Raw genomic sequence first — 26,267 nt, 5'->3', positions numbered from 1 at the left:
GGGCCGCCTATCTTTGCCATTCTCCCGTTGCCCGGCATGTCTCGCATCTCTGTTCCTTCGTATCTGCTGCTTGTGCTGGGCTGGCTGGCTACGATACCACTATTTCTGTACGGCCTCGGCAAGCCGCCCGTGGGCATCTGGGACGAGGGCCGGGTTGGGGTGAATGCCGCCTGGATTTTGCGTACCAACGACTGGCTGGTACTGCGCGCCGACCAACCCTACGATAACCTGGGGCCGGAGCCACTGCAGGTGTGGCAGCGGCCGGTCGGAAAGCCGGCCGCCTCCCCGTGGCTGGTTTCACGCCTTATCGCCCCGCCCGATACCTGGAATACTAAGCCGCCCCTGATGCCGTGGCTGCAGGCCCTAAGTATGCAGTGGTTTGGAGCTACTGCCTGGGCTATGCGCCTGCCCGCAGCCCTCAGCGGCTGGCTGACAGTGGGCGTACTGCTGGCGTTTGGGGTGTGGGGACTGGCCCGGCCCGGTGTGGGCCTGCTGGCCGGGTTTATTCTGACTACCACGCCTTTGTTTAACAGTGAGCACGTCACCCGCACCGGCGACTACGATGCCTTGCTGACCCTGTGCGTGACTACCTACCTGCTCAGCGCCTGGGTGTACCTGCGTAACGGCCGCTTTGGTTGGCTGCTGCTGGCGGGACTGGGGCTGTCCCTGGCCCTGCTGTGCAAAAGCGCGGCGGCCTGCCTGCCCCTGCCGGCCCTGGCCGTGTACGCCCTCTGCGATGCCCAACGACGGGCCATGTTGCTGCGCTGGCAAACGTGGGTAGCGGTTGGTGCGGCGGTGGTGCCGCTGCTGACGTTTTACGTGCTGCGTGAGCAGGCCGCCCCGGGGTACATCGCTGCCTCTTGGTACAATGACTGGGCTGGCCGCTTCGGCAGCCACCTGACGCCCGGCAACCGCCCCTGGTGGATGTATGTGGAGTACTGGTTTTATCCCGGCCTCTCGCTGTGGTCGCCGGTGCTGCTGGCCAGCGTGGTGGCAGTAGCCCGGCAGCGCGGCCTCCCTGAATACCTACGATTTCTGACCTGGCAGATTGCCGGTACCCTGGTGCTGCTGTCGCTGGCTCAAAACCGGGCGCACTGGTACGCAGCTCCGCTGCTGCCGCTGCTGGCACTGCTGATAGCCGGGTTGCTCATGGCCTGGCGGGACGTCTGGGCCCGTCGATGGCTCGCGTTTGGGTTAGTGTGGAAGGTAGGTGTGGGGGGGCTGGTAGTGGCGGAAGCCGTGGTGCTGCTGCGGGCTCATGAACGTCTGGCCAACACCTTGCGCCAAAATTCTCATATAGCTTACGAAATGGCTTTGCCCCGCATTGTCGAAACGGTCCTGCCGCAGCCTGAGGTGATAGTGCTGCGCGACGAGTTCAACAGTGCCCTCGATTTTACGCTGCTCACGCTGCCCGCTGCTTACCGCCCGATGATACTTACTATGCAGCCCCGCCACGCGGCCGGGATGCAGGCGTTGCGCGCCGGCCAGCAAGTGCTGGGTACCTGGCCCGAAGACCGGGCATGGCTGGCCGCCCGGTTCCGGCTGGTGCCGCTGGTGGTGCTGGCTGAGCCCGCGTGGTGTGTGCGCCTGGAGCCCCGTCGGCCCGGACCGGCCGGGGCGGTTTTAGCAGATAAACCCTGAACGATTCGGCCCGGGTGCGCGTCATAAGTAGCCTGAGCACTCGTTTTTCTGATTTACCCATGATGCAGCCCGCCAAAAAGAAGTTTTACACGCCCGCCGAAGCCATTCAGAAAATAGCCGCCTTCTGCACCTACCAGGACCGCAACCAGAAGGAGGTGGAAGCCAAGCTGCGCGAGTATGGCTTGGATGAGGACGAGGCCGGAGAAATCATCATCCGCCTGAGCCGGGAGAAGTTTCTGGACGAGGAGCGTTACGCCCAGACATTCGTGCGCGGCCACATCCGCAAGAAGTGGGGCCGCCGCCGCATTCAGCAGGAGCTGAAGCAGAAAGGCCTGTCGGAATACTGCATCAAGGCGGGTATGAAGGAAATTGACGGCGACGAGTATTACCAGAACCTGGTGGATTTGCTGGAAAAGAAGGACCGGCAGGAAAAAGAAAGCCACCCCGGCAAGCGCCGCCAGAAAATCCAGCTCTACCTCACCAGCAAAGGCTACGAGCAGGACCTCATCAAAATGGCCCTCGACGACCTGGGCAAAGCGCCGGAAGACGAGGATTAGCCCCAAACTATTGCTTCACACCAGCTTGTTGAAGCATGACGGGCTGTTTTTGCGGCCGGGTATAGGGGGGCGCTACCGCTTGCCGGGTAGTTGCGGGTTCTGCATCTGGTGGGTGAGGATGACGCGGCGGCCGGTCATGGTTTCCAGCATAGGGCGCAGAATCAACTCGGCGTTTTGGGTGGTCTGGGCCAGAATGCCCGATTGCAGGGCGGCGGTGCGCACGTTGGCTTCGGCGTACTTATAGCCGGCGTCCACCAACTCCGCATCCTGGAAAAACCCGTTTTCGATGCTGTACACCTTGCTTTTGCTGTGGTCTACCTGCCAGGTGCAAAGCTCGGGCTCGGGCAGGGCCAGGCGCAGCACGGAATCGCCCTCCAGCACTACGTCCTGAGCGCGCACCTTGCGCAAATCGAGGCAGCCTACGGCGTTGCCGGCCACAATAAGGGCCACTTTGGCATCGGGCAGGAAGCGGTAGGTGCTTTTTTTATACTCTACCACATCCTTGAACTGGTAGCGTACCAGCTCCATCCGGCCCAGGGCCTCCACCTTTTCCAGTACCGTGTTGTGTGTGACGGTAATGCGGGGCTCGGGGTTCAGCGGGTTTTCGAAACCGGTGAGGGCCGGACGAACCTTCGTCCAGAGAAACCAGCCCAAAGCCACCAGAAACAGGAGCGGCAGCAGGCGGCGGAACAGGTAGGGCATAGCAGGTACGATAAAAGCTACAAGGGAAAGGTGCCCTGAAATACGGATAGTTCAGCTTTCCGGTGGGAAAGTTATGTGGGTTCTACCGTCCTTTGCAGGGTATGCGCTTTGCTTCACCGTTGTTAACTGCTTCTGAACCAACTATTCCACCCGGCCCTGAATGGCTGCGGCGCTGGCACGGCTGGCTGCTGCTGGGGCTGTGGGTGGCGGTGCAGGTATCGTTATTGATTCAGCACCACGGCCCCCTCTACGTGAACGATAGTGGCCGCTACCTGGCCTACGGTACCCGCATTGCCCAGGAGTGGCACTTCGAGCGGGACCATAACCTGCGCTACGTGGGCTACCCGCTCTTTATCAGTCTGTGGCTGAAGCTGGGGGCCGGCTGGTGGGGCATTGTGCTGGGCCAGATGACCGTGAGCGGCCTGGCCGCCCGCGCCTTCTACCGCACCCTGCGCCGCCTCACTCCCCAAACCCTCGATTGGCGCCCGGCGGCCCTGGCCACGGCCGCCTTCATCGGCTGGCGCGACGCCCAGCAGTTCAACGTGTACATCCTCACCGAAAGTCTGTTTGCCAGCCTCACAATCCTGGCTTTTTGGGCGCTGGTACGGGCCCGGCACGGGCCGTCGGGGCGCTGGGTGGTGTTTGGAGTGCTGGTGCTGCTGGCGGGCATTGTGCGGCCCAACGGCTTTGTGGTGGCCGGGGCCGCGGCGCTGGCCGGCCTGGCCCGCCTCTGGCAGATGCCGGGGAGGCGGGCCTTCCGGCGGGCCCTCCTGGTACTGGCGGCGCTGGCCCCGCTATGGTGGTGGGTGCTCAACAAGCTGCTGCTCACCTTCACGCTGGTGGAAACCTACCTGCGCGGCGAAATTATCTACGGGTTTACCCCCAGGGTAGTGGAGCCCACCGAGCCGCTGCAGCTGCCGCCGCCGGGCCTTGCGCCGGTGCTGCGGCTGGGCTACTTCATTCTCGCCAACCCGGTATACTTCCTGAAGCTGGCCGCGCTGAAAGGGCTGCTGTTTTTCAGCTACGTGAAAACCTATTACTCCTGGAGCCACATCCTGCTGATTGTGGCATTCATCTACCCCTGCTACTGGCTGGCGGTGCGCGGGCTGCGCACGGCGGGCGCGTGGCTGCCCGCGCGGGTGTTTCTGGGCGGTGTGGTGCTGCTGCAGGGGCTGGTAGTAATGCTCACGGTGGAAGACTGGGACGTGCGGTTCCTGCTGCCGGTGCTGCCCTGCGTGTTTGCGCTGGCGGGCCTGGCCGTGGCGCACTGGCTACCCGGGCGCGCCGCCAAAGCCAGCCCAGGCCTGTAGGCCACCAGTGTGCACGGCCACTACGGTGCTGCCGCGCCGGAAGTAGCCCTGGGCTAGCAAATCCAGCACGCCCAGCAGCATTTTGCCAGTGTAGATGGGGTCGAGGAGGATGCCGTGGCGCTGGTGGAAATCGGTGAGGAACTGCCGCAGCTCCGGGGTGAGGCGGGCGTAGCCGCCGCCGTGGTAGGCCGTATGCAGGTGCCAGTTGGGGTATAGGCGGCCGGTGCTGTGCTGGTGCAGGTGGTTGATGTCAGTACGCAGAAAGTCCGCGCCTTTCAGGGCGGCAAAGCCCTCAGCCTGCTCCGTGCCTTGCAGCCCGGTAGCCAACCCCGCCAGCGTGCCGCCCGTGCCGCAGGCCACGCACAGGTAGTCGAAGGACTGCCGGGTGCGCAGCTCGGTTACCAGCTCGGCGCAGCCGGGCAGGGCCCAGGCGTTGGAGCCGCCTTCGGGTACCACGTAAGCCGGGCCCAACTCCTGCAACAGCGCCTCCAGCACTTCGGGCTCCTGCTTGCGGCGGTAAGTGGCCCGGTCGAGGAAGTGCAGGTGCATGCCATCGGCCCGGGCCTGCGCCAGCGTGGGGTTCAGGGAGCGGGTGGCCAGCTCTTCACCCCGAATAATGCCCACGGTGTGCAGGCCGGTGAGGCGGCCGGCGGCGGCCACGGCGGCAATGTGGTTGGAATAGGCCCCGCCGAAGGTAAGCAGGGTAGTGTGGCCCTGCTGCCGGGCCTGCTGCAGGTTGTACTTAAGCTTGCGCCACTTGTTGCCCGGCAGCTCGGGGTGGGTCAGGTCGTCGCGCAGCAGCAGGAGCTGCACCCCTGCCCGCTCGGCCGCCGCCTCCGGAAGTGGCTGAAGTAGCATGAGAACTAGTTGTTTTTCGTGTGATAAACAAGAACGTCATTTCGAGCGCAGCCGAGGAATCTTGCGTGCTGACGTCTGGTTTACTACCACAACATCAGCACGCAAGATTCCTCGGCTGCGCTCGGAATGACGTTCTGTTTCAATATTACCGGCCCTTACGCCAGCAGCGTGTCGGTTACGGAGTGGGGCTCGGGGCGGTGCTTGAGGGCGTAGAACAGGGCCACCAGCAACGCCGCAATCAGCAGCACCGACGATACCATGGAAACAGTGTTGCCAATGGCGTACTCCGAGGGCTCGAACCTGAATTCAATGGTATGGTTGCCGGCCGGTACCTGCAGGGCGCGCAGCACGTAGTTGGCGCGCAGGTAGGGTACTTCCTTGCCATCAATGAAGGCCTTCCAGCCATCGGCGTAGTAGATTTCCGAGAATACCACCAGTCCGGCCTGGGCCGCGTTGGCGCGGTAGGTAAGGGCGTTGGGAGTGTACTTGGTGAGGGCAATGGTGGAGCCCTCGGTGGGGAACGTGGTTTGGCTGAGCGGGAACTTGGAGGCGTCCACCACGGCCGTGGCAGCCGTGTTCAGGCCCGTAAGGGCTTTGATTTCCTCGTCGGGGTTCTGCACTTTCTGCACCTGGCCCACAAACCACGCATTACCCAGGGCGCCGGGGTTGCGCTGCACCTGCTGGGGCTGGCCCTGCTCGCCGGGCACAATTACGTAGCGGGTGTTGAGCATGTTGAGCACGGCCGTGTTGTTGGTCGAAATCTGGCGCTCAATCAGATCCTGGTAGCGGCGCAGCTTGGCGCCGTGGTAGCCGCCAATACTCTTGTGGAAATACGAGGTCTGGGCTTCGTTGAAGGGGTTCTGTACGTTCAGCACCCGGTAGCTCAGGTCTTTGTCCTGCAGAATCTGCTGGTCGGCGGGAGAGGGTACAAACTGCTCAGCAATGGTTTCCTGCTGGAAATTGCCGTCGTTGAGGTAGCGCTTATCCACGCCCCACAAGTCCACCAGCGTGAGCAGGCCCACCAACGCCGCAGCCAGGCCGGCCGAGAGCTTGCGCTGCAGGAAAAACCACAGCACCCCGGCCGAAGCCACCACGAAGAACAAAGAGCGGAACACGTCCATGCGCAGCAAGGAGGCGCGGTCGGCGCGCAAAGCTTCCAGCGGGAAGCCACTCTGCTGCAGCTGGGCATCAATGGGCGAGGCAAAATCAGACACCAGACCGGCCAGGAACGCCAGCGCGCACAAACCGACCGTAATGGCCAAAGCCCGCACCACGTGCTTTTTCAGCAGGGCGGTATCGGCCGTATCCACTGGTGCGCCGGCCAGGGCGGCCAGGCTGGGGTGGGTGCTGGCAGGTGCGGTGGCTACGGCCGAGGGCGCACCCCGCAGCACGCGGGCCAGGGCCAGTACCGCCAGCACCGGCATGGCTAGCTGGGCAATGGTGAGGGCCATGCTTACCGCCCGGAACTTGTTGTAGCCCGGGAAGTAATCGAACATCAAATAGTTGAACGTCTCGAAGTTCTTGCCCCAGGCCAGCACGATGGACAGCAACGTACCCGCCAGCAGCCAGATGCGGGTGCGGCGGTCGGCCACCATTAGGCCCAGCACAAACAGGAAGAACACCACCGCGCCCACGTACACCGGGCCGCTGGTAATGGGCTGGTCGCCCCAGTACGTGGGCATCTGAGCCAGGTAGTCGGTGAGCTGTACGGGCGGCACGCCGGCGGCGGCCAGTGCTTTGCCGGTTTCGGAGTTTTCGGAGAGCTTCATCTGCGAAGCCCCGCCGTAGAAGTTCGGAATCAGCAGCGTGGCCGTTTCGCCCACGCCGTAGCTGTAGCTGAAGGCGTACTCCTTGCCCAGGCCCGAGCCTGCGTCGTCCTCAGCAGGTGCCGGGGTCTGACCGGGAGCTACCGGCGGCGGCGTTTTCAGCTCCGATTTACCCCGGATACTGTATTTGCTGTATTCGAGCGTGGTGTACAGGCGGCCGAAGCTCACGCCCACGGCCAGCAGCGCGGCCACGGCCAGCAGGGCCGTGCGCGTCAGGAAATCGGGCAGGCGTTTTTCGCGGAAGGCAAATACCAGTTCCACCATTCCAAACACCAGCACCAATAGCAGCAGATAGTAGGTAATCTGCAGGTGGTTGGAGCGCACGTTCATAGCCAGGCCCAGGGCAAACAGCGCCGTACCCAGCCACTTGTTGCGCCGGAACGCCACCAGCAGGCCCGCCAGTACCAGCGGGGCATAGGCCAGAGCCAGGCTCTTGGTGTTGTGGCCGGCGGCCAGAATAATCAGGTTGTAGCTGGTGAAGCCCAAGGCCACGGCTCCCACCACGCTTACCAGCGGCGAGAGGCCCAGCGCCACGCACAGCGCGTAGCCGCACACCAGAGCTAGGAACAGGTTGGCCACTACGGCCGGTAGCCCCAGCGTAAACAGCTTATGCAGGTACTGGCTCAGGTCGCCGGGGAAGCGGGTGCTGATGAGGTAGGTGGGCATGCCCGAGAACATGGAGTTAGTCCAGAGGGCTTCCTCGCCGGTCTGGTCGCGGAACTGGGCGGCCTCGTGGGCCCCGCCGTTGAACTGCACAATATCATGCTGGGCCAGCGTCTTGCCATCGAACAGGATGGGGGAGAAGTACACGGCAGCCAGTACCAGGAAAAACAGCACGGCCAGCAGGTGCGGTAGCACCCGCCGCCACCACGGCGCAACGGCCTGACGGGGAGGAGTAGTCATTCGGCTTACTAAAAAGTCGGATAAGGCCAGAGTTGGACCCAAGCCCGAAGGTAAGCAGGATGCCCGGGAAGTAGCGAAACGAGCCGGCGACTTATCATGGCGAGGTGCAGCCGAAGCAGTCTATCCTTCCCCAGACACAAAGCCACCCAACCTGTGCAAAAAACCTCCGAATGGTCCCGTTATGGCGAGCAGAGCGAAATAATCGGGCCTTTTCAAAGCGTAACGCTAGCTTGCTTAAAAGTCTTCGATGTCAAAAACTTGCTGCCGCTCAGGAATTCGTGCTCTGCGAAGGACGGACTGCTTCTTCCTTCGTCCTCGCAATAACAGCTCCGCTTCTTGCTGTCGGCCGCCAGTTGTACAGCACAATCGACAGGAAAATCACCGCGTAAGCCCCCAGCTTTAGCCCCGAGGCCTGTTCCCCGAAGTACAGAAACGCCAGCAGAAAGCTCAGCAGCGGATTGATGTACATGAAGATGCCCACCGTGCCTGAAGGCAGCTGGTTCAGCGCATACAGGTTCAGAAACAGCGGAATCACCGTGAACAGCACGCTTAGCAGCAGCACCACGGCCAGCAGCCGGGTGTCGTGCAGGCCCGCCAGCGGCTGTGCGCCCAGTAGCGGGGCCAGCGGCAGAATCAGCAGAGCCGTGAGGGTGAGCTGCACTGTGAGGAGCACCAGCCGGTCGTAGCCCTGCAGGCGGCGCTGACTGATGAGGTAGGCCGCGTAGGTGGTGGCCACCACCAGGCTCATCAGCAACGAGCGAATTTCGCCGGAGCCCAGCAGCACGCAGCTCAGGGCGCTCAGCCCGATGGCCAGCCACTGCATGGGCCGCAGCCGCTCGCGCAGCACCACAAACCCCAGCAACGAGGTGAGAATGGGGCAGATGAGGTAGGCAAACGAGCCGGCCTGCACGCTCACCTGGTTCACCACGTAAATGAACAGCAGCCAGTTGGATGTGAGCAGTATGCTGCCCACCACGGTACTTGCCAGCACCGCCCGCCGCTCCCGGGCCGGGGCCACCTGCCACTGCCACCACGTTTGGCGCACCGTAGCCCGCCGCCCCAGCCCATGAATGAGCAGCAACAGCAGCAACGACAGCAGCACCCGGAAAAACAGAATCTGCCCGCTGGGGTAGCCCGCCAGCCAGCGCAGCGGAATCGGGAAAAATCCCCAGATAAAGAACGCCGCAAAGGCGGCCAGGTGGTAGCGGGAGAACTTCAAGAGCGAGGCAGAAAAGAGCGAAGTACAAAGGTAGCAGGATCAATAGCCGATGGCTCGTTTGGGCCGCCTAGCCTGCCGCCGCTTCGCTGCCCACCGCAACAATGCCACGTAGGTCCGGCTTTTCATCTCAGCACTTCCTCTCTCCCTACCTTTGCCGGGCTATGCTTCTGTTCTCCGATCTGACTGCCCTTCTGGGTGGCACCCTGCTGCAGCGGCCTGCCGCCCACGCCACGGTGCAGCGCCTGCTGCTTGATAGCCGCCGGGTTGAAACGCCCGCCGATAGCCTGTTTTTTGCCCTGCGGGGCCCCCAGCACGATGGGCACCGCTACCTGCCGGAGCTGTACCAGGCCGGGGTGCGGCAGTTTGTAGTGCAGGATGCGGTAGAGCTGGCCGCATACCCCGATGCCGGCTTTGTGCAGGTGCCCGATACGCTGGCGGCCCTGCAGCAGTTGGCGGCGCAGCACCGCCGCCGGTTTAGCCTTCCGGTATTCGGCATTACGGGTTCCAATGGCAAAACCATCGTGAAGGAATGGCTGGCTCAGCTGCTCAGCCCCGATGAGTTGATCTGCAAAAGCCCCCGTTCCTACAACTCGCAGGTAGGCGTGCCCCTGAGCGTGTGGGAGCTGACGGCCAGTCATTCGCTGGGCATCTTTGAGGCCGGTATTTCGGAGCCCGGCGAAATGGAGCGGCTGGCCCGGGTTATCCAGCCCACGCTGGGCATCTTCACCAACTTGGGCACGGCTCATGATGCGGGCTTTGCTTCCCACGCCGAAAAAGCGGCCGAGAAAATGCGGCTGTTTATGGGCGTTGATACCCTATTTTATTGTGCCGACCACGAGCTGGTGCACGCCGCCGCCCGTCGCCAGCTGGATGCTGCCCGGACCCGGCTGGTGGCCTGGACGCGGCAGCGCCCCCTTTTCGATGCCCGGGAGGCCGACCTGCTGGTAACGGTGCAGGAAGCCGCCGCCGACCGCACCGTGGTGCGGGTGGAGCAGAAACGGCCCCGGCCTCAGGAGTACACCTTCACGCTGCCCTTCGCCGACGAGCCTTCGGTCGAAAACGCCCTGCACTGCCTCGCGGTGCTGCTGTGGCGGCAGGTGCCAGCCCCCGAAATCCAGCGCCGCCTGGATCGACTGCAGCCCGTAGCCATGCGGCTCGAAATGAAGCAGGCCCTCAACGACTGCTACATCCTCGACGATACCTACAACAACGACCTGGCCGGCCTGCGCCTCGCCCTCGATGCCCTGGCCCGCCAGACGCGCCGGGGCCGCCGCACCCTCATCCTGTCCGATGTGCTGGAATCCGGCCTAAGCGGTGCCGAGCTGTACACCCGGGTGGCGGCGCTGCTCCCCACGCACGGCGTGGAGCGCCTGATTGGTATCGGCCCCGACATCAGCCAGCACCAAACTGCTTTCCAGGGGCTCAATACTGCGTTTTATCCGGATACCGAGGCATTTCTGGCTGATTTTCGGCCGGAGCAGTACCGTCAGGAACTGCTGCTGGTGAAAGGGGCCCGGCGCTACGGGTTCGAGCGGATTGTGGCGGCTTTCCAGCGGCAGCTTCACGGCACGGTGCTGGAGGTGGATCTGGACGCGTTGGTCCACAACCTGAATTTCTACCGCCGCCGCCTGCAGCCCGGCGTGAAGCTGATGGTGATGGTAAAGGCGTTTGCCTACGGCAGCGGCTCGGCGGAAGTAGCCAACCTGCTCCAGTTTCACCGCGCCGATTACCTGGCCGTGGCCTACGCCGATGAGGGTGTGGCCCTGCGCCAGCACGGTATCAGCCTGCCTCTGATGGTAATGAACCCGGCCCCCGATTCTTTTCAGAAAATGCGCCAGTATCACCTGGAGCCGGAAATCTACTCCTTCGAGCTACTACAGGAGTACCTGCGGGCGGCGCAGGAAGCCGCTATGCCAGCCATTCACCTCAAGCTCGATACGGGGATGCGCCGCCTGGGCTTTGCCGAGGAAGATTTGCCCGAACTCTGCCGCGTGCTCCGGGAAAACGCGGCCCACCTGCGCGTAGCCAGCGCCCTCACCCACCTGGCCGGTGCCGATGAAGCGCAGCATAACGACTTTTCCCACCGGCAACTGGCTGCTTTCGGGCGCATGGCGCCGCAGCTGGAAGCGGTTCTGGGCTACTCTATCCTTAAGCACGCGCTGAACTCGGCGGGCATTGTGCGGTTTCCGGAGGCGCAGTACAACATGGTTCGGCTGGGTATTGGGCTCTACGGGGTAGAAGCTACCGGTCAGGAACAGGATGCGCTCCGCCCCGTCAGCACGCTCCATACCACCATTTCCCAGATTAAAATCCTGCCGGCCGGCGAAACCGTGGGCTACAGTCGGCGCGGCGAAGCTACTAGTCATGAGCGGCGCATTGCCACCCTGGCCATCGGCTACGCCGATGGCTACGACCGGCGTTTCGGCAACGGGGCCGGCGAAGTGCTGATTCGGGGGCAGCGGGCCCCGTTGGTAGGCAATGTGTGCATGGATATGTGCATGGTGGACGTCACCCAGATTCAGGATGCCCAGGCGGGTGATTTCGCCACCATCTTTGGGCAAGGCTTGCCGCTGACAGAGTTGGCGGCTCGTATCGGCACAATTCCTTACGAGCTGCTGACCAACGTAAGTGAGCGGGTGAAGCGCATATTTGTGGCAGAATAGGAGTATGGCAATATGGATATGGTCGGAACATCCCGTAACATTGCCCGTAAGCCAAACCTCACCCAACTCTCCCCATCATGAAAAAAACATTGCTCTCTGCGCTGGCCGCCACTATGCTGCTGGCTTCCTGCTCCGACCTCAAGAAACCTGAAGAAAAAGACCAGTTGTCGGAAGCCACGGCCGATACCGCCGTGGTAGCCCGTACCGGCGAAACCGTTGAGCAGGCCGCTGAAAATGCCACTGCCAGCGCGGAAAATGCTGCCGATAAGGCTGGCAACGCCGTAGAGAATGCCTGGGATATGACCAAAGCCAAACTCGCCGACGAGAAGCTGGAGGAAATTGATCTGCCCGAAGTATCGGTGCGCAGCAACGACCAGTACAACGTGTACGGCCTCGACGAGAAAATCCTGTTCGATACCGATAAGGCCGATATCAAGCCTTCGGCTACGCGTGCCCTCTCAGAAATCAGCGCCTCCATTGCCCGCCGCTACAAAGGCAAAGACGTCCGTATTATGGGCTTCGCCGATTCACGCGGGGACAAGAGCTACAATAAGGAGCTGAGCGCTCAGCGTGCTGCCGCCGTGAAAAAATGGCTGATCAGCAATGGCATGATGACCGATGCGCAGGTAACGCTGGAGCCCATGGGCGAAGCCGCTCCCGCTGCCACCAACGCCACCGCCGCCGGCCGCCAGCAGAACCGCCGCGTAGAAATTGCCGTGCGCAAATAAAGCACGGATTCAGACGGATTGATCCGAGGCCACGAATTCGTCTTGGTTTCCTGTCCGCCACTAACTACCCATTAACCAACAAAAGGCCCGCTTGCATCAGCAAGCGGGCCTTTTGTTGTGACAGCAGGATGAATCCGTGCCATCTGACCAATCCGTCTGAATCCGTGATTTAGTCTTTGATCTGGTCTACTTCAGCCCGAATCATGGCGTTGTAGCGGTTGCCCCCGCTGGAGAGGGTAATCAGGCTCCAGCCCCGGCCGATGGTGTAGTTCCAGGTACGGGCTTCCTTGAATTCGAATGTCGGGCGCAGGATCTGGCCGTAGGGCGTGTAATTGTCCATGAAGTTGGTGGTGTAGAAGTTGTCACCACTCACAATCCATTCCATGGCCACGAAGAAGCCTTCCACGGGCGCTTCAATATTGTACTGCGTCAGGTCCACTGTGTACCACTCGCCACCTTTCGGGGCCGATACCACAATGTTTTCCGTCAGCAGGTCGGTGTTGGGTGAGTTGTAGTTACCGTCGGCTTTGTACAAACGCACCCGGAACGGCTCCCGGGGGAAACCGTTTTCCCCGATGTAGAACGATACCGAGCGCACGTTGCCGAGCTTCTTGCCCTTGTCGTTCTTCACGAAGAAAGCGTACTGGCTGCCGGGCATGCCCTGAATCATACCCTCACCGGGTGTGTTCGACTTGGAGCCCAGGGCCAGGTCTTTCACCTTGCCACCGGTAACCGTCACGTTTTTCAGCTCGATGGCGCGCTTGGGCACCTCAATAATCATATCCTGCACCTTGATGCCGGGCTTGATGAGCACTGCCTTCCGGAAGTAACCCAGGGCCATGATGATCAGCGAATCCTGCTGACCTTTCTGGGGCATCGGCATCTGGAAGAAGCCGTATTCGTTGGTCAGGGCACCGGTCTGCTCCTCTTTCAGCCCGATGGAGGCGAAGGGAATCGGTTCCTTGGTCTTATCATCGACGATACGGCCGGTCATTTTAGCGTCCTGAGCAAAGCCCAGAGCCGGAAGCAGCAAAGCCAGTGCAAAGAGAGAAAGTACGCGTTGGAGCATATGCGAGCAGACTAATGTATATCCCAAAATTACAATGAAAACTGGCATTGAAAGCAAGTCTTCCCTGAATATTTATAACGGTGCAATTCAATTTCGGAATAATTACAAATCAGCGGTTTACGGTGCAGCAACTACAGAAATCCGCCAGAGTTGAATTTTGGCCGAAACATAATTGGGTGGTACCTTTGTTTGAAGTGAATCTAAATAGCCCCGCCCGTGTCTGACCGCCCACCGCTTGCCCCTGCCTCTCCTGCGCCCCGCAGTGTGAAAGACCTTCAACTGGGGGAAAGCGGAACCATCTGCTGCCTGCAGGACCCTGAAATGGCACTCAAGCTGCTGGAAATGGGCTGCATTCCGGGCACGCAGGTACGCCTGAACAGCCGGGCACCGCTGGGCTGCCCCATCACCGTAGTAGTGGGGGATATGGCCGACTACACTCTCTCCCTGCGCGTAAGCGAGGCGGCGACTATTCTTCTGAAATAAGCACCTAGTACATGGCAGGCGGGCAACTACTTTCCGGCCGGGCCGGTGCCGGCGTCTCGGCCGTACAGCTGGAAAACGCGGCGCTTCGTCATCCGGGGGCACTTACCCGCATTGCGCTGGTGGGCAACCCCAACTCCGGCAAATCCTCGCTGTTTAATCAGCTCACGGGGCTCAACCAGAAAGTTGGCAATTTTCCGGGCGTTACGGTTGACCGCAAAACCGGCATCAGCCAGCTGACCTCGCAGCACCGGGCCGAAATCATTGACCTGCCGGGTACCTACTCGCTCTACCCCAAGAGCCTCGACGAGAAGGTGATTACCGACCTGTTCTACGACCAGACCAGCCCCCAGTACCCCGATTTTGTGGTGGTAACGGTGGATGCCAGCAACCTGCGGCGTAACCTGCTGCTGTTCACCCAGCTGGCCGATATGGGCCTGCCCACGGTGCTGGCGCTGAACATGATGGATGTGGCCGAGCAGCACGGAGTGAAGATTGATATTCCGGCGCTGCAGCAGGAGCTGGGCGTGCCCGTTATTCCGATGAACGCGCGGAAAGGAGTAGGTATTGCCGCCCTGAAAATTGTGATGGCGCAGACGCTGGATGCGCCCACCGGGCAATTCTACCAGCCCGCCGAGGACCTGCTGCCCATGATCCGGCAGATCCGCTACTACTTCAACCTGCACAACGATTACCTGGCGCTCCACTACGCGCACCAGTACCGGCACATCAGCTTCCTGAAACCGGATGAGCGGACCTACATTCAGGAGCTGACGGAGCAGTACGGGTTTAAGCCCACCGACCAACAGGCCCAGGAAACCATCAGCCGCTACCAGCGCATCAACGAGATTCTGCTCAACTGTGTATCAGTGACGCGCACGGAGCAGAACGAGCCTTACAGCAACCGGCTCGACCGGGTGCTGACGCACAAGGTGTGGGGCTACCTGATTTTCTTCAGCGTGCTGTTTCTGATGTTTCAGGCGGTATTTGCCTGGGCCAGCTACCCTATGGACCTCATAGACCGGGGGGTGGCGTGGATCAACGGGCTCATCCAGACCAACTTCGACGGGCCGCTGATTAACCTGCTCACCGAAGGGGTGCTGGCGGGCCTGGGCGGGGTGCTCATCTTCATTCCGCAGATTGCCCTGCTGTTCGCCTTTATTGCGGTGCTGGAAGAAACCGGCTACATGGCCCGCGTGACCTTCATGATGGACCGCATCATGCGGCGCTTCGGGCTGAATGGCAAGAGTATTGTGCCCCTGATTTCGGGGGTGGCCTGTGCCGTACCGGCCATTATGAGCGCCCGCACCATCGAAAACCGCAAAGACCGGCTTATCACCATCTTCGTGACTCCGCTGATGTCGTGCTCGGCGCGCATTCCGGTGTACACCGTGCTGATTGGACTGGTGGTACCCGATGAGGCGGTGCTGGGCATCTTCAATCTGCGCGGCTTTGCGCTGATGGGGCTGTATCTGCTGGGCTTTTTCGCGGCTATTCTGTCGGCGTGGGCCATGAAGCTGCTGCTCAAAACCCAGGAGCGGAGCTACTTCATCATGGAGTTTCCGGTGTACCGGTGGCCCCGCTGGAAAAACGTGGGTATTACCATTGTAGAGAAGGTAAAAGCCTTTGTTTTTCAGGCAGGTAAAGTAATTCTGGCCATATCCATTCTGCTGTGGGTACTGGCTACCTATGGCCCGCCCGGCCGCATTGAACAGGCCGAAACGGCGGCCCGCACTGAGGCTACCAGGCAGCGCCTTACCCCGGAGCAAACAGAAGCCCGCGTCGCCTCTGAGCGGTTGGAAAACTCCTACGCCGGTGTGTTCGGCCACGTGGTGGAGCCGGTTATCCGGCCGCTGGGCTTCGACTGGAAGATTGGCATTTCGCTGATTACTTCCTTTGCGGCCCGGGAGGTGTTTGTGGGCACCATGAGCACCATTTACAGCGTGGGCCAGGATGCCGACCAGCAAACAGTACAGCAAAAGCTGGCTGCCGAAAAGGATGCCAACGGGCAGCCGTTTTTCACGCCCGCCCGCGCCTTTTCATTGCTGGTGTTTTATGTGTTTGCCATGCAGTGCATGAGCACGCTGGCGGCTACCTACCGCGAAACCAAAGGCTGGAAGTGGCCCATCCTGCAAATGCTCTACATGACGGGGCTGGCCTATGTGTCGTCGTTGCTGGTGTACCAGCTGCTGAAGTAGTTGTGAGTTGCTGGTTGTCAGTCTCTGTTTCAAAAACTAACAACCAGCAACTCACAACTACTCTACTGCCCGATCAGGAAAACGGCGGGTTGCTTGTGAATGTCGGGTAGGGGGTGCTTTTTCCAGCCGGCCACGGTATCGGTACGGATGTATTCGTTTTCGGCGGTGAGGCTGGCGGCTACGCAGAGGCGGGTGCCGGGATGCAGGGTACTGAGCAAATCCTCCAGCAGCGGCAGGTTGCGGTAGGGCGTTTCAATGAACAGTTGCGTCTGGTGTTGTTGCAGGGCCTGTTGTTCCAGCTTTTTAACGGCGGCCATTCGTTTGGCCCGCTCAATGGGCAGGTAACCGTGAAACGCAAAGCTCTGCCCATTCATGCCTGAGGCCATCAAGGCCAGCAGCAGGGATGACGGCCCTACCAACGGCACCACGCGCAAACCCAGCTGATGCGCCCGGCGGGCCAGCTCCGCGCCGGGGTCGGCAATACCGGGGCAGCCGGCCTCGGAAATCACGCCCGCATCCTGTCCGGCCACCACAGGTTGCAACGCGGCCTGAATCTGGGCCTCGGTGCTGTCCTTGTCGATTACGCTGATGCGCAGTCCCTCAATCACCTGTTGCGGGGCCATGCTCTTGATGAACCGGCGGGCCGTGCGCGCATTTTCTACCAGAAAATACTGCAAGGCCTGAATCCGTTCGGCTACCTGGGGCGGCAGTACCTGAGCAGCCGTATCATCGGCCAGAATAGTGGGAATGAGGTAGAGCGTACCGGGCACGGGCGAGGAGCTGAGTAAGTGAGAAACTGAGTAGGAAAGTAGGAAACGAACTACAGGCTGCCTATTGCTCTACAAACGCTTTTACGAGCTGAAATACTTCCTCCGGCTTCTCAGCGTGCACCCAGTGGCCGGCATCCACTACGGTTTCTACCTGAGAGTTGGGGAACAGGGCCGGAATGCTGTGCAGCTTGTCCTCAGTGGTAATGTAATCGGACTTGCCCCCCCGGATAAACAGGGTGGGCTTCAGGAAGGGTTGAGCGGCGGTTATTTCGGCTCCGATGTCGTCCATTTCAGCCGTGAGGGCCGCCAGGTTGGGCCGCCAGGCGAAGGAGTTATCCTCGCGGCGGTATAGGTTTTTGAGTAGGAACTGCCGTACATCGGGCCACTTGATATGCTGGGCCAGGGCTTCGTCGGCCTGCTGGCGGCTTTGCAGCGTAGCCAGGGGCACGGCATTCAGGCCGGCTATGACATCGTCCTGGTGGCGCATATCGGAGAAGCGGGGGGCAATATCCACCACAATCAGCTGCCGCAGCCGCTCCGGATTATCCAGTGCAAACCGCATGGCCACTTTCCCTCCCATGCTGTGGCCCATCAGCGTCGTGTCGGGGCCTAGCTGGAGCTGGTCGAAGAGGCCGCGCACGTCCTCGGCCATCATGGCGTAGGTATGCTCGGGGGCATGGGGGGAGCGGCCGTGGTTGCGCAGGTCCACCACAATTACCCGGTGGCCGGCATCAGCCCAGCGCCGGGCCAGCGTCTGCCAGTTGTCAAGGGTGCCAAACAGCCCGTGTAGGATAACTAACGGGGTACCTTGCCCCATTTCGCGGAAGTGTAGTTGCAGCATCACACTGCAAAGATGGGACTTCGGAAATTGACATGCCTGGAAAGAGGTGCTGTTGGGTTTTCAGTGAGGGGGAAACCACTGTCGGCCGCACGTGGCAGCTACGCCTGCTCACGCCGGGCGGCGGGCAGCAACACGCACACGGTAGTCCCCTGGCCCGGGGCGCTTTCGATGGAGAGCGTACCGCCCTGTCGGTTCACGAATGCCCGGCACAGCAGCAGCCCCAGGCCAGTGCCCGAGCGGGGGCCGCGCAGGGGAGAAGCAGTGCCCTCGGGCGAAAACAGGGTGGCAATCTGGGTTGGGGCCATGCCTGCGCCGGTATCCTGCACGCACAGTGCCACCGTACCGGTGTCCCGCAGCTCGGCCATGAGCGTGATGGTACCACCGGGCGGAGTGAATTTTAGCGCGTTGCCCACCAGATTGCGCAAAATGGTCTGGGTCATGTGGGTATCGGCCCAGACGGCCAGTTGGGGTGGGCAGGTGGTGTGCAGCGTTATTTGTTTAGCCTCAGCAGCATTGGCATACAGGTGGGTAGCTTCATGATAAAGCTCCTGCACCAGCAGCCGCTCCGGCCGGAATGCCAGTTCGCCGGTCTGGTTTACGGCCCAGTTCAACAGGTTGTCCAGCAAATGATTGAGCTGATAAGCGGACTGCCGCACCAGGCTCGGAAGCCGACGCAGCCCTTCCTCATCTCCCTGCTTCAGGTAAAAATCAATCAGCTCCGTAACGCCCGCGAAGGAAGTAACCGGGCCGCGCAAATCGTGGGCGACAATGGCGTACAGCCGGTCTTTGGAAGCGGCCAGCTGCCGGAGTTCCTTTGTTACTTCTTCCAGGGCCCGGTGGTTGTCGGCCAGCTCCGTGCGGCTGCGGCGGAGCTTGGTGTAGAGGTAGCCCATTCCTCCCAGGCCCAGCAGCAGGGCTGCAATAGCCACCCAGAGTGCCCTGTTACGCTGCTGCATGACGGATTCCCGCTCCGTAAGACGCTTAATCTGATGTTCTTTATCGGCGGTTTCGTAGCGGGTTTGCAGGGCCGTGAGGGTTTGCACGCGAGAACGACTGTTGAGCGTATCGTTCAGGTCGCGGTACCGGGTTTGCCATTCGTACGCCTGCTCAAAATCCCGGCGGCTCACGTTGATTTCGGCCAGCAGGTTGTAGGCATCCAGCACCCGCTCCTTATACTGAATGCGGCGGGCCAGCCTAAGAGCACGGTGGGTCAGCGTATCGGCTTCGGCCAGCTGGTTGCGCAGCAGCAGCACAGTGGCCAGCAGCTCCAGGTGGCCCGCTTTAAACCGGTTGTTTTCCAGCGGCTCCACAATACTTACGGCCTGCCGCAGTAAGCCTTCAGCCGTTTCCAGCTGGTTCATCTGCATGTAGAAGGAACCCATATCGGCCAGGTACAGGGATTCCCCGGCCTGGTCGCCGGTGCGGCGGGCCAGTTGCAGGGCACGCCGGGTAAAGAGCAGCCCTTCCTGCCGCCGCTGGAGGTAGAAATACAGGTTGCCGAGATTACCGAACAGCATCAATTGCGTGCGGGGCTGCACATCGGGCCGATAAGCATAAGCCAATGCCCGCTGATAGTTGCGCAGCGCGGCGGCCGTATCGTTGCGCTCATGGTATATGCCCCCCATACCGGTATAGCCCCGCACCAGCCCGTCGTTGGAGCGCAGCTGCCGGGCCAGAAGCAACGCTTCCTGCTGCAGCTGGAGGGCATGCGGCCCATCGGCTAAGTTGGCATAGCAACTCGCCAGATTCAGCAAACCCCCCAACAGCCCCGGCGGGTGATTGAGCCGCCGGGCCAGAGCTACTCCTTCTTCCCCGTACGGCAGGGCACGGGTCGGCTCGTTGTCGTGCAGGGCATAGCATACCTCGTTGAGCAGTCGTACGCGGGCTGTATCAGCGGGCTGGGTACGCAGCCGTTGCAACAGCTCGGGAACCGTAGCCGCACAGACTCCGGTGTTACCAAACAGGCAGCACAACAGAAACGCAACCAGCAGGATACGCCGCATATACAACGGTGGCAATAGGGAGGGCAGGACCACTCATGCCTTCCGTAGATAAGACCATGAGTAGAAGATAGGGCATCGTTAACAAATATAGGTAGCCATGCTCCGGGTATAATCAGGCTGAAACCGCGCTTCAACGAGTGAAACCCGGTGTTTGTCTGTCGGCGGGCAAACTATGGCCAGCAGAACCACCGGCGGCGGCGCTCCAGAGGTGTATGACGCAGAAACTCAGCCACCGGATCCAGCTTCAGTAACAGGGTAGTCAGGGTCAGCACGTCGCCGGAGCGCAGGTGCAGCCGCAGATAACCGTACGGGCTCCAGAACAGCCGCTCCGACCGGCAGGTTACGTACTCCACCCGCACCAGGTCACGCTTGCCGAATGGAATCTGCGCGGAGCCTTCGTACACTTCGAGTACGTTCTGTTTTGGGTCGAAGATGAGGGTAGTATGTTGATTGATAAAATAATAACGAACGTGCAGCACAAAGGCCGGCAGCGAGAAGCCCAGCACTACGGCCGCCAATACCAGTAGCAGCACCAATTCGTAGGTGGAGGCGTATTCCGTAAAGAAAAAGCTGCCCAGGAACGGCAGCCCTACGCTCAGACAGAGCAGCGGCCAGAAAAGCAGGGTAAATTGCCGGAGCGCCGTGGGGCGGTACACCCGGTTTTTGCGCCCGAAAAGCCCTGTTACCAGCCGCAGGCCAATCAGAAAAGCTCCCACCACGGCGGCTGCTTCCAGCACCGGACGCAAAAAAGAAAGCAGCTTCATGCAAAGAAAAAACAGGGCAGATATCGGGCGCGCAACTGCGGGCTGCGCCGAGGGAGACGGGGGCAGGAAATGGCCCTGAATTACGGGTTTACTACAATCCATGGCTCAGTGGCGGTGTGTTCCCGCAGCCGACCAAATGCTTCCAGCTGCAGTCCGTGCGCCGCAAATACAGCCTGGGCGGCGTCGCGGCTGCTAGGCTCCACGCACACCAATAGCCCCCCCGACGTTTGCGGGTCGCAGAGCCAGGCGCGCTGCTCTTCGGTGACAGGACCAACTTTATGGCCATATGAATCCCAGTTGCGTACCGTGCCGCCCGGAATGGCTTTCTGCTGCCGATATTGCTCGGCTTCGGGCAGGCGAGGCACTTTCGCAAAACTGATTTCGGCGGTGAGGCTGCTGCCCTCGCACACTTCTGCCAGATGGCCCAGCAGGCCAAAGCCGGTCACGTCGGTCATGGCCCGCACGCCGGGCAACTGGCCCAGCTCCGCCCCAATCTTGTTGAGCTGCATCATGCTATGGGGCGCAATGTGGGCGTGCTCGGGTTGCAGAATACCGCGTTTCTGGGCCGTGGTGAGCATGCCTACGCCCAGCGGCTTGGTGAGGTATAGCTCACAGCCGGCCGTGGCCGTGTCGTTCTGTTTCAGGTTTTCGATGTTGAGCAACCCGGTAACCGCCAGCCCGAAGATAGGCTCGGGCGAATCGATGCTGTGGCCGCCGGCCAGCGGAATCCCGGCTTCCTGACAGATGCTGCGGCTGCCTTCAATTACGCGGCGGGCCACTTCCGGGGCCAGCTTATCGATGGGCCAGCCCAGCACAGCAATGGCCATGACGGGCCGCCCACCCATGGCGTACACATCCGAAATGGCATTGGCCGAGGCAATGCGCCCGAAATCATAGGCATCATCCACGATGGGCATGAAGAAGTCGGTAGTGCTGATGATGGCCTGCCCGCCGCCAATGTCGTACACGGCCGCGTCGTCGCGGGAGGCGTTGCCCACCAGCAGCTTCTCGTGGTGGGGCTGCGGCAGGCTGGTGTGCAGAATCTGGTCGAGCACTTTGGGGGCAATCTTGCACCCGCAGCCCGCGCCGTGGCTGTACTGGGTCAGGCGGATTTCTTCGGCAGTAGTATCGGAGGCGTTCATCGGGCAGGGCAGAAAATAAAAAAAATGGATTTAGAGGCTCCAGGCGGCGCATTGCAGCACCACGCGGTATCCGTCGGGGTCTTCGAATGTGCGGCCGTGCTGGTCCCAGTAGGGGTTGTAAGATGGTACCGGCGGATAGCCAGCCGTTATCATTTGCCGTACGGCCGCCTGCCACTCCGCCACATTGGGCAGGTACAATACCAGCAGGTTGTCGGGGGTGGGGGCCCGCCCTACGGCGTGGCCGGGCTGATGGGTAAACTCCAGATGATAGGGTGCCAGCGGATGGCCCAGCATGATGCCATCGAAGCCATTATGGCCCGTGAAGGAGGTAAGCACCTGCAGTCCCAGGCCGTCCCGATAAAAGTGCAGCACCGCCGGCAGATTATCGGTAGGGCGGGCTACGCGCAGCGTTGGAACCATAGAAGCATGGATTACACTAGGGTACGGGCGGCCTGTAGCACAAGCTCAGCATTTTCGGTGGCATTACTGGTGGCGGCCGGTACGCGCACGAGCGGCCGACCGGTCAGGCCGTGCGTATACGTGCGGTCATAGTAGTCCAGCACCAGGCTCACCATCTTCTCCATATCGTCTTCCCCAATAGCGGCCAGCGCCTCTTTAGTTACCAGCCCACCCAGGCGCTTGCGGATGCGCAGGATGGAAGCGGCCAGCGCGGCCGGGTCGTGCCGGCCGTACTCTTCGGCCAGCTTGCGGACCCGCGCTTCCCGCGGAATTTCCAGCAGAACCAGTGGAGCTTTCTGTATCTGCCCGTAGAGAGCTACCGGCAGATGAACCGCGCCAATGGTCCGGCTTTCGTCCTCGGTCCAGGCCGGAAGCTCCGTCGGTAACGCCTGCAGCGCGGCGGCTAAGTTATTCTCAAACTGCTCCTGCGTAGGCTGCTGCGGCTGCCCGATGCTGCCAAACGCGGAGCCTTTATGATGGGCCAGTCCTTCCAGATCCAACACCGGCTGCTGCCGGGCGGCCAGGGCATGCAGTACGTCGGTTTTGCCGGAACCCGTGAGGCCACCCAATACCCACAGTGGCCGGGGCTGGTCCAGGGCGGTCAGCACGCTTCGGCGGTAGTCCTTGTAGCCTTTGTCCAGCAGCTGCACCTGAAAACCGGCCAGCTCCAGCAGCCATTGCACCGCGCCGGAGCGCATGCCGCCCCGCCAGCAATGCACCCGCACCTGCTTGTGCGGAGCCAGCTTCTGAGCCAGCTTCACCAGCTGGCTCATCTTCGGCCCAAAAAAGTCCAGCCCCAGCAGCACGGCCCGGTCCTGACTGATCTGCTTGTAAGTGGTACCGATGCGGGCCCGTTCCTCATCCGTAAATAGCGGAAAGCTCACAGCCCCCGGAATATGGCCGTGCGCGTACTCAACAGGGGCACGCACATCCAGAATGGGCACTTCGGCAGCACCTTGTAGAAACTCAGGAAGCGGAAGACGGGGCACGACGGCAGTAATGAAATGGTGAGTAGTGAGCTGGTGAGTGGTAAAGCAGGAAGTAGTGAGCGGGTGAGTTATCGGTGCTTAGTTAGTATAGTCAGCGTAGTAAACTCACCCTCTCACCACTCACCAACTCACTTCAGCTGCCGACGGTACAGTTGGATGGTGTTTTCGAGGCCCAGGTACAGCGCGTCGCAAATGAGGGCGTGGCCGATGCTGACTTCCTGTAGTCCCGGCAGGTGCTGGTGCATATAGGCCAGATTGTCGAGGTCCAGGTCGTGGCCGGCATTCAGGCCCAGGCCCAGCTCCTGCGCCAGCAGCGCCGCTTCCCGGTAAGGGAGCAGGGCGGCTTCGGGGCCGGCGTGGTACTGGCGGGCGTAATCTTCGGTATATAGCTCAATCCGGTCGGTGCCGGTGGTAGCGGCAGCACGCACCAGTTCCGCCACGGGGTCCAGAAAGATGCTGACCCGGCAGCCAATGCCTTTCAGGTCCGCAACTATCTGCCGCAGGTAATCCTGGTGCTGGATGGTATTCCAGCCGGCATTGGAGGTAATGGCGTCGGGGGCGTCGGGCACCAGCGTCACTTGTTCCGGCCGTACCTCATGCACCAGCTCCAGAAAATCGGGGGTGGGGTTCCCCTCCACGTTCAGCTCGGTGGTCACCACGGCTTTCAGGTCGCGCACATCCTGGTAGCGGATATGACGCTCATCGGGGCGGGGATGTACCGTAATGCCCTGGGCCCCAAACCGCTCACAGTCACGCGCCGCCTGCAGCAAATCGGGGCGGTTGTGGCCGCGGGCATTCCGCAGGGTGGCTATTTTGTTGATATTTACGCTGAGCTTAGTCATATTCAGAAGCGGCGCTGAGGGTGAGTACGAAGTCAAAGATACGTAGCCCCAACAGCGCCGGCCTATTTTAGTTGAAGTAGCTATGGTTGTTCGTCTGCCTGTTTCGGCCCGGCCTGCGCTGGGATTTGGCCTGCTGGTGCTGGCCGTCATCGGTATTGAGTGGTTGGTAATCCGGCAGCCGGTGTTCCTGCAGCGCCCTTTGCTGCCGGCCGCCGTAAGCTTCGATGTGCTGCTGGGGCTGCCCATGCTGTTCTACCTGCTGGTAGTGAGGCCCTACCGGCTGCCAGTGAGCACCGTGGCTGCTGCCTTTACGGCCGCCGTGGCTTTGGGCTACTGGCTGCTGCCGGGCCCGCAGCAGCAATATGTCCGGTGGGCGGGGCAGGCCCTGGGTGGGGTAGAGGTGCTGACGGCTGCGCTGCTGCTGCTGAATCTGCGGCGGCTGCAGCTGGCCTGCCGGGCCGCCGGGCAGCACACCTCTGAGGTGGCGGAGCAGCTTACGGCGGCTTTCCGGCAGGTATTCGGCCGGCCGCTGGCCCCGCTGGTGTTCGAGCTGCAGGTGTTCTACTACGCCCTGCTGAGCTGGCGGGCCCGGCCGGTAGCCACCACGGGCAGCCGCGTGTTCACCAGCTACCAGGAATCGGCCTTCACGGCGTACGTGGGCACGGTGATGCTGCTGTCGGTGGCCGAAATGGGGGCACTGCACCTGCTGCTGATCCGCTGGAATCCGCTGGTAGCCGGAGTGGCGCTGGTACTACATCTCTACGGGCTGCTGGCGCTGCTGGCCCACGCCCGGGCCGTGCGGCTGCTGCCGGTGCAGCTCACGCCCGAGCAGGAGCTGGTGGTGCGCGTCGGGTTTTTCTGGACGGTGCGGCTGCCCTTGGCGGCGCTGGCAGCGGCCCAGCGGCTGCCCGATACGCCCGCCCCGGCCCCGGGCCGGCTGAACCTGGCCCGGCCGCTGCTCACGCCGCCCAACGTGCGGCTGATGTTGGCTGGTCCGCAGTCCATCAGCGGCCCCTACGGGCTACACCGGGTTGCCCGCGAGCTGACGCTCTACGTAGACGATGCTGCCGGTCTGCTGGCGGCCCTGGCGCTGCCCGAAACCCCGGCCGGCCAGCCCGTATTCCGGAATAAGCCGTAATCTTGCACTCTCATTATCCCCCCATTCCTATGGCTCTGAAAGAAACCATCGACGCCGATATCAAAAAGGCCATGCTGGCGAAAGACAAAGTGCGGCTGACCGCACTGCGCAGCATTAAATCCCAGATTATGCTGGCCGAAACGGCCGAGGGGCAGCATGGGGCCGCCCTCACGCCCGATGCCGAGATGAAGCTGCTGACCAAATCTGCCAAGCAGCGCCGCGAAGCCGCCGAAATGTACCAGAAACAGTTCCGCTCCGACCTGGAAGAGGTAGAGCTGGCCGAGCTGGCCATTATTGAGGAGTATCTGCCCCAGCAGCTCTCGGAGGCTGATCTGGTGGAGAAGCTGGTAGGTATCATCCAGCGCGTGGGGGCTACCGGTCCTTCCGATATGGGTAAGGTAATGGGCGTAGCTGCCCGCGAGCTGGCTGGCCTGGCCGACGGCCGTCTGATTTCCCAGACCGTCAACAACCTGCTTAACAACACAAATCTGTAGTGAACTGGCAGATGGCTGAGTGAGTGGATTGATGCAGCGGGAAAGGCGTTTTCAGCGGTACCGCAGTTGGTCTATTCAGCAGTTTAACAATCCAGCAATCCGCAGTTCAACGGTTTTCCTGCTATGTCCACCTTCGATATTTTCCTGCTGATTCCGCTGGGTATCGGGGCAGTGCAGGGCTACCGACGCGGGTTGGTGCTGGAAGTGGCCTCTCTGCTGGCTTTTGTGCTGGGCGTGGTTGGTGGGCTGGCGCTATTGAATGATGCCATTCCATTGGTGCGCCATTACGTGGGAGAGGCCTTTGGCATGCTGCCGCTGGTCTCGTTTGTATTGGTGTTTGCCGCCATTGTGTGGGGCGTGCACCTGCTGAGCAAATTCATCAAAACGGCTGTTCACCTCACGCCCTTGGGTATGCTGGACAACCTAGGTGGGGCCGCCTCCGGGGTTTTGAAATGGGTGCTGGGCATGAGTCTGCTGCTTCACGGCCTTGGCATGGCGGGCCTGCAGCTGATTTCACCGCAGCTGGTTGCCACTTCGCAGGTGCTGCCCATTGTGCGAGAGGCTACCCCGTTGGCACTGAGTGTAGTGGCATTTGTGATGCCTTTCGCCGGTACTCTGCTCGACCGGCTGCGGGGCGTTTTTTGATTACCCCCGGGGGGCTTTGTCAGAAG

Annotated in this window: 23 protein-coding genes; 10 read left to right on the top strand and 13 right to left on the bottom strand. The window is 61.5% G+C overall.

Annotated elements, in window-relative coordinates; translation table 11 throughout:
- Positions 1–36 precede the first annotated feature (36 nt).
- Together EI291_RS07690 and EI291_RS07685 are read left to right on the top strand one after the other, a co-directional pair.
- Complete coding sequence (locus EI291_RS07690; protein ID WP_125419228.1) at positions 37–1,641, top strand: ArnT family glycosyltransferase; 1,605 nt, start codon at positions 37–39, stop codon at positions 1,639–1,641.
- A gap of 59 nt (positions 1,642–1,700) precedes the next feature.
- The gene (locus EI291_RS07685) at positions 1,701–2,198 is read left to right on the top strand and encodes a regulatory protein RecX (protein WP_125419227.1); all 498 of its coding nucleotides are present in this window, start codon (positions 1,701–1,703) and stop codon (positions 2,196–2,198) included.
- 72 nt (positions 2,199–2,270) lie between these two features.
- Here EI291_RS07685 and EI291_RS07680 read toward each other — a convergent pair whose 3' ends face one another.
- Entirely contained in the window at positions 2,271–2,900 is a 630-nt protein-coding gene (locus EI291_RS07680) for a DUF4230 domain-containing protein (protein ID WP_125419226.1), read from the bottom strand.
- A gap of 101 nt (positions 2,901–3,001) precedes the next feature.
- On the opposite strand from EI291_RS07680, the gene EI291_RS07675 reads away from it, so the two are divergent.
- A complete protein-coding gene (locus EI291_RS07675) occupies positions 3,002–4,210 on the top strand; it encodes a hypothetical protein (protein ID WP_125419225.1) in 1,209 nt (402 codons plus the stop codon).
- Here the strand turns inward: EI291_RS07675 and EI291_RS07670 are convergent.
- The 3 genes from EI291_RS07670 to EI291_RS07660 all read right to left on the bottom strand — a co-directional run bounded on the left by EI291_RS07670 (position 4,172) and on the right by EI291_RS07660 (position 9,016).
- A complete protein-coding gene (locus EI291_RS07670; protein ID WP_125419224.1) occupies positions 4,172–5,068 on the bottom strand; it encodes a 1-aminocyclopropane-1-carboxylate deaminase/D-cysteine desulfhydrase in 897 nt (298 codons plus the stop codon). The genes EI291_RS07675 and EI291_RS07670 overlap by 39 nt on opposite strands.
- 155 nt (positions 5,069–5,223) lie before the next feature.
- Positions 5,224–7,797 carry a YfhO family protein gene (locus tag EI291_RS07665; RefSeq protein WP_125419223.1) on the bottom strand — a complete coding sequence of 858 codons (2,574 nt, stop codon included), beginning with the start codon at positions 7,795–7,797 and terminating at the stop codon, positions 5,224–5,226.
- A 268-nt stretch (positions 7,798–8,065) separates the two neighbouring features.
- The gene (locus EI291_RS07660) at positions 8,066–9,016 is read right to left on the bottom strand and encodes an EamA family transporter (RefSeq protein ID WP_125419222.1); all 951 of its coding nucleotides are present in this window, start codon (positions 9,014–9,016) and stop codon (positions 8,066–8,068) included.
- A 161-nt stretch (positions 9,017–9,177) separates the two neighbouring features.
- On the opposite strand from EI291_RS07660, the gene EI291_RS07655 reads away from it, so the two are divergent.
- Together EI291_RS07655 and EI291_RS07650 are read left to right on the top strand one after the other, a co-directional pair.
- On the top strand, positions 9,178–11,679 hold the full coding sequence (locus EI291_RS07655; protein WP_125419221.1) for a bifunctional UDP-N-acetylmuramoyl-tripeptide:D-alanyl-D-alanine ligase/alanine racemase: 2,502 nt from the start codon (positions 9,178–9,180) through the stop codon (positions 11,677–11,679).
- A gap of 77 nt (positions 11,680–11,756) precedes the next feature.
- Complete coding sequence (locus EI291_RS07650; RefSeq protein ID WP_125419220.1) at positions 11,757–12,407, top strand: OmpA family protein; 651 nt, start codon at positions 11,757–11,759, stop codon at positions 12,405–12,407.
- 169 nt (positions 12,408–12,576) lie between these two features.
- Here EI291_RS07650 and EI291_RS07645 read toward each other — a convergent pair whose 3' ends face one another.
- A complete protein-coding gene (locus EI291_RS07645) occupies positions 12,577–13,476 on the bottom strand; it encodes a carboxypeptidase-like regulatory domain-containing protein (protein ID WP_170172555.1) in 900 nt (299 codons plus the stop codon).
- A gap of 264 nt (positions 13,477–13,740) precedes the next feature.
- Here EI291_RS07645 and EI291_RS07640 point away from each other — a divergent pair, with 264 nt between their 5' ends.
- Entirely contained in the window at positions 13,741–13,959 is a 219-nt protein-coding gene (locus tag EI291_RS07640) for a FeoA family protein (protein WP_240635426.1), read from the top strand.
- Positions 13,960–13,970: 11 nt separating this feature from the next.
- The gene (feoB, locus tag EI291_RS07635; RefSeq protein ID WP_125419217.1) at positions 13,971–16,154 is read left to right on the top strand and encodes a ferrous iron transport protein B; all 2,184 of its coding nucleotides are present in this window, start codon (positions 13,971–13,973) and stop codon (positions 16,152–16,154) included.
- 62 nt (positions 16,155–16,216) lie between these two features.
- Here feoB and EI291_RS07630 read toward each other — a convergent pair whose 3' ends face one another.
- The 8 genes from EI291_RS07630 to EI291_RS07595 all read right to left on the bottom strand — a co-directional run bounded on the left by EI291_RS07630 (position 16,217) and on the right by EI291_RS07595 (position 23,964).
- Positions 16,217–16,924 (bottom strand): SAM-dependent methyltransferase, encoded by a 708-nt coding sequence (locus EI291_RS07630; RefSeq protein WP_125419216.1) that lies wholly within the window; start codon positions 16,922–16,924, stop codon positions 16,217–16,219.
- A gap of 61 nt (positions 16,925–16,985) precedes the next feature.
- On the bottom strand, positions 16,986–17,765 hold the full coding sequence (locus EI291_RS07625; RefSeq protein WP_125419215.1) for an alpha/beta fold hydrolase: 780 nt from the start codon (positions 17,763–17,765) through the stop codon (positions 16,986–16,988).
- 98 nt (positions 17,766–17,863) lie between these two features.
- Positions 17,864–19,768, bottom strand: coding sequence for a sensor histidine kinase (locus tag EI291_RS07620; protein WP_125419214.1), 1,905 nt, complete (start codon positions 19,766–19,768; stop codon positions 17,864–17,866).
- Positions 19,769–19,938: 170 nt separating this feature from the next.
- The gene (locus tag EI291_RS07615; protein WP_125419213.1) at positions 19,939–20,532 is read right to left on the bottom strand and encodes a hypothetical protein; all 594 of its coding nucleotides are present in this window, start codon (positions 20,530–20,532) and stop codon (positions 19,939–19,941) included.
- A gap of 80 nt (positions 20,533–20,612) precedes the next feature.
- The gene (selD, locus tag EI291_RS07610; protein ID WP_125419212.1) at positions 20,613–21,674 is read right to left on the bottom strand and encodes a selenide, water dikinase SelD; all 1,062 of its coding nucleotides are present in this window, start codon (positions 21,672–21,674) and stop codon (positions 20,613–20,615) included.
- Positions 21,675–21,704: 30 nt separating this feature from the next.
- Positions 21,705–22,094 carry a VOC family protein gene (locus EI291_RS07605; RefSeq protein ID WP_125419211.1) on the bottom strand — a complete coding sequence of 130 codons (390 nt, stop codon included), beginning with the start codon at positions 22,092–22,094 and terminating at the stop codon, positions 21,705–21,707.
- 11 nt (positions 22,095–22,105) lie between these two features.
- Positions 22,106–23,122 (bottom strand): tRNA 2-selenouridine(34) synthase MnmH, encoded by a 1,017-nt coding sequence (gene mnmH, locus EI291_RS07600; protein WP_125419210.1) that lies wholly within the window; start codon positions 23,120–23,122, stop codon positions 22,106–22,108.
- A gap of 128 nt (positions 23,123–23,250) precedes the next feature.
- The gene (locus EI291_RS07595) at positions 23,251–23,964 is read right to left on the bottom strand and encodes a pyridoxine 5'-phosphate synthase (RefSeq protein WP_125419209.1); all 714 of its coding nucleotides are present in this window, start codon (positions 23,962–23,964) and stop codon (positions 23,251–23,253) included.
- Positions 23,965–24,046: 82 nt separating this feature from the next.
- Between EI291_RS07595 and EI291_RS07590 the strand changes: the two genes are divergently transcribed.
- The 3 genes from EI291_RS07590 (at position 24,047) to EI291_RS07580 (ending at position 26,241) form a co-directional block, all read left to right on the top strand.
- A complete protein-coding gene (locus tag EI291_RS07590) occupies positions 24,047–25,102 on the top strand; it encodes a hypothetical protein (protein WP_125419208.1) in 1,056 nt (351 codons plus the stop codon).
- A gap of 29 nt (positions 25,103–25,131) precedes the next feature.
- Positions 25,132–25,596 (top strand): GatB/YqeY domain-containing protein, encoded by a 465-nt coding sequence (locus tag EI291_RS07585; RefSeq protein ID WP_125419207.1) that lies wholly within the window; start codon positions 25,132–25,134, stop codon positions 25,594–25,596.
- A 123-nt stretch (positions 25,597–25,719) separates the two neighbouring features.
- A complete protein-coding gene (locus tag EI291_RS07580; RefSeq protein ID WP_125419206.1) occupies positions 25,720–26,241 on the top strand; it encodes a CvpA family protein in 522 nt (173 codons plus the stop codon).
- Positions 26,242–26,267 lie beyond the last annotated feature (26 nt).

This window comes from Hymenobacter rigui (assembly GCF_003944715.1).
Classification (GTDB): domain Bacteria; phylum Bacteroidota; class Bacteroidia; order Cytophagales; family Hymenobacteraceae; genus Hymenobacter; species Hymenobacter rigui.
The sequence above is the reverse complement of the archived record's forward strand: the minus strand, read 5'-3'. Positions and strand labels throughout refer to the sequence as shown.

Excerpts from the sequence above, each read along its gene's own strand:
- EI291_RS07680 (WP_125419226.1), bottom strand. The coding sequence starts at position 2,900 with ATGCCCTACCTGTTCCGCCGCCTGCTGCCGCTCCTGTTTCTGGTGGCT.
- EI291_RS07585 (WP_125419207.1), top strand. The coding sequence starts at position 25,132 with ATGGCTCTGAAAGAAACCATCGACGCCGATATCAAAAAGGCCATGCTG.
- EI291_RS07675 (WP_125419225.1), top strand. The coding sequence starts at position 3,002 with ATGCGCTTTGCTTCACCGTTGTTAACTGCTTCTGAACCAACTATTCCA.
- EI291_RS07645 (WP_170172555.1), bottom strand. The coding sequence starts at position 13,476 with ATGCTCCAACGCGTACTTTCTCTCTTTGCACTGGCTTTGCTGCTTCCG.
- EI291_RS07670 (WP_125419224.1), bottom strand. The coding sequence starts at position 5,068 with ATGCTACTTCAGCCACTTCCGGAGGCGGCGGCCGAGCGGGCAGGGGTG.
- EI291_RS07690 (WP_125419228.1), top strand. The coding sequence starts at position 37 with ATGTCTCGCATCTCTGTTCCTTCGTATCTGCTGCTTGTGCTGGGCTGG.
- EI291_RS07665 (WP_125419223.1), bottom strand. The coding sequence starts at position 7,797 with ATGACTACTCCTCCCCGTCAGGCCGTTGCGCCGTGGTGGCGGCGGGTG.
- EI291_RS07650 (WP_125419220.1), top strand. The coding sequence starts at position 11,757 with ATGAAAAAAACATTGCTCTCTGCGCTGGCCGCCACTATGCTGCTGGCT.
- selD (WP_125419212.1), bottom strand. The coding sequence starts at position 21,674 with ATGAACGCCTCCGATACTACTGCCGAAGAAATCCGCCTGACCCAGTAC.
- EI291_RS07595 (WP_125419209.1), bottom strand. The coding sequence starts at position 23,964 with ATGACTAAGCTCAGCGTAAATATCAACAAAATAGCCACCCTGCGGAAT.
- EI291_RS07580 (WP_125419206.1), top strand. The coding sequence starts at position 25,720 with ATGTCCACCTTCGATATTTTCCTGCTGATTCCGCTGGGTATCGGGGCA.
- EI291_RS07620 (WP_125419214.1), bottom strand. The coding sequence starts at position 19,768 with ATGCGGCGTATCCTGCTGGTTGCGTTTCTGTTGTGCTGCCTGTTTGGT.
- feoB (WP_125419217.1), top strand. The coding sequence starts at position 13,971 with ATGGCAGGCGGGCAACTACTTTCCGGCCGGGCCGGTGCCGGCGTCTCG.
- EI291_RS07685 (WP_125419227.1), top strand. The coding sequence starts at position 1,701 with ATGATGCAGCCCGCCAAAAAGAAGTTTTACACGCCCGCCGAAGCCATT.
- EI291_RS07605 (WP_125419211.1), bottom strand. The coding sequence starts at position 22,094 with ATGGTTCCAACGCTGCGCGTAGCCCGCCCTACCGATAATCTGCCGGCG.
- EI291_RS07590 (WP_125419208.1), top strand. The coding sequence starts at position 24,047 with ATGGTTGTTCGTCTGCCTGTTTCGGCCCGGCCTGCGCTGGGATTTGGC.
- EI291_RS07625 (WP_125419215.1), bottom strand. The coding sequence starts at position 17,765 with ATGCTGCAACTACACTTCCGCGAAATGGGGCAAGGTACCCCGTTAGTT.
- EI291_RS07655 (WP_125419221.1), top strand. The coding sequence starts at position 9,178 with ATGCTTCTGTTCTCCGATCTGACTGCCCTTCTGGGTGGCACCCTGCTG.
- EI291_RS07615 (WP_125419213.1), bottom strand. The coding sequence starts at position 20,532 with ATGAAGCTGCTTTCTTTTTTGCGTCCGGTGCTGGAAGCAGCCGCCGTG.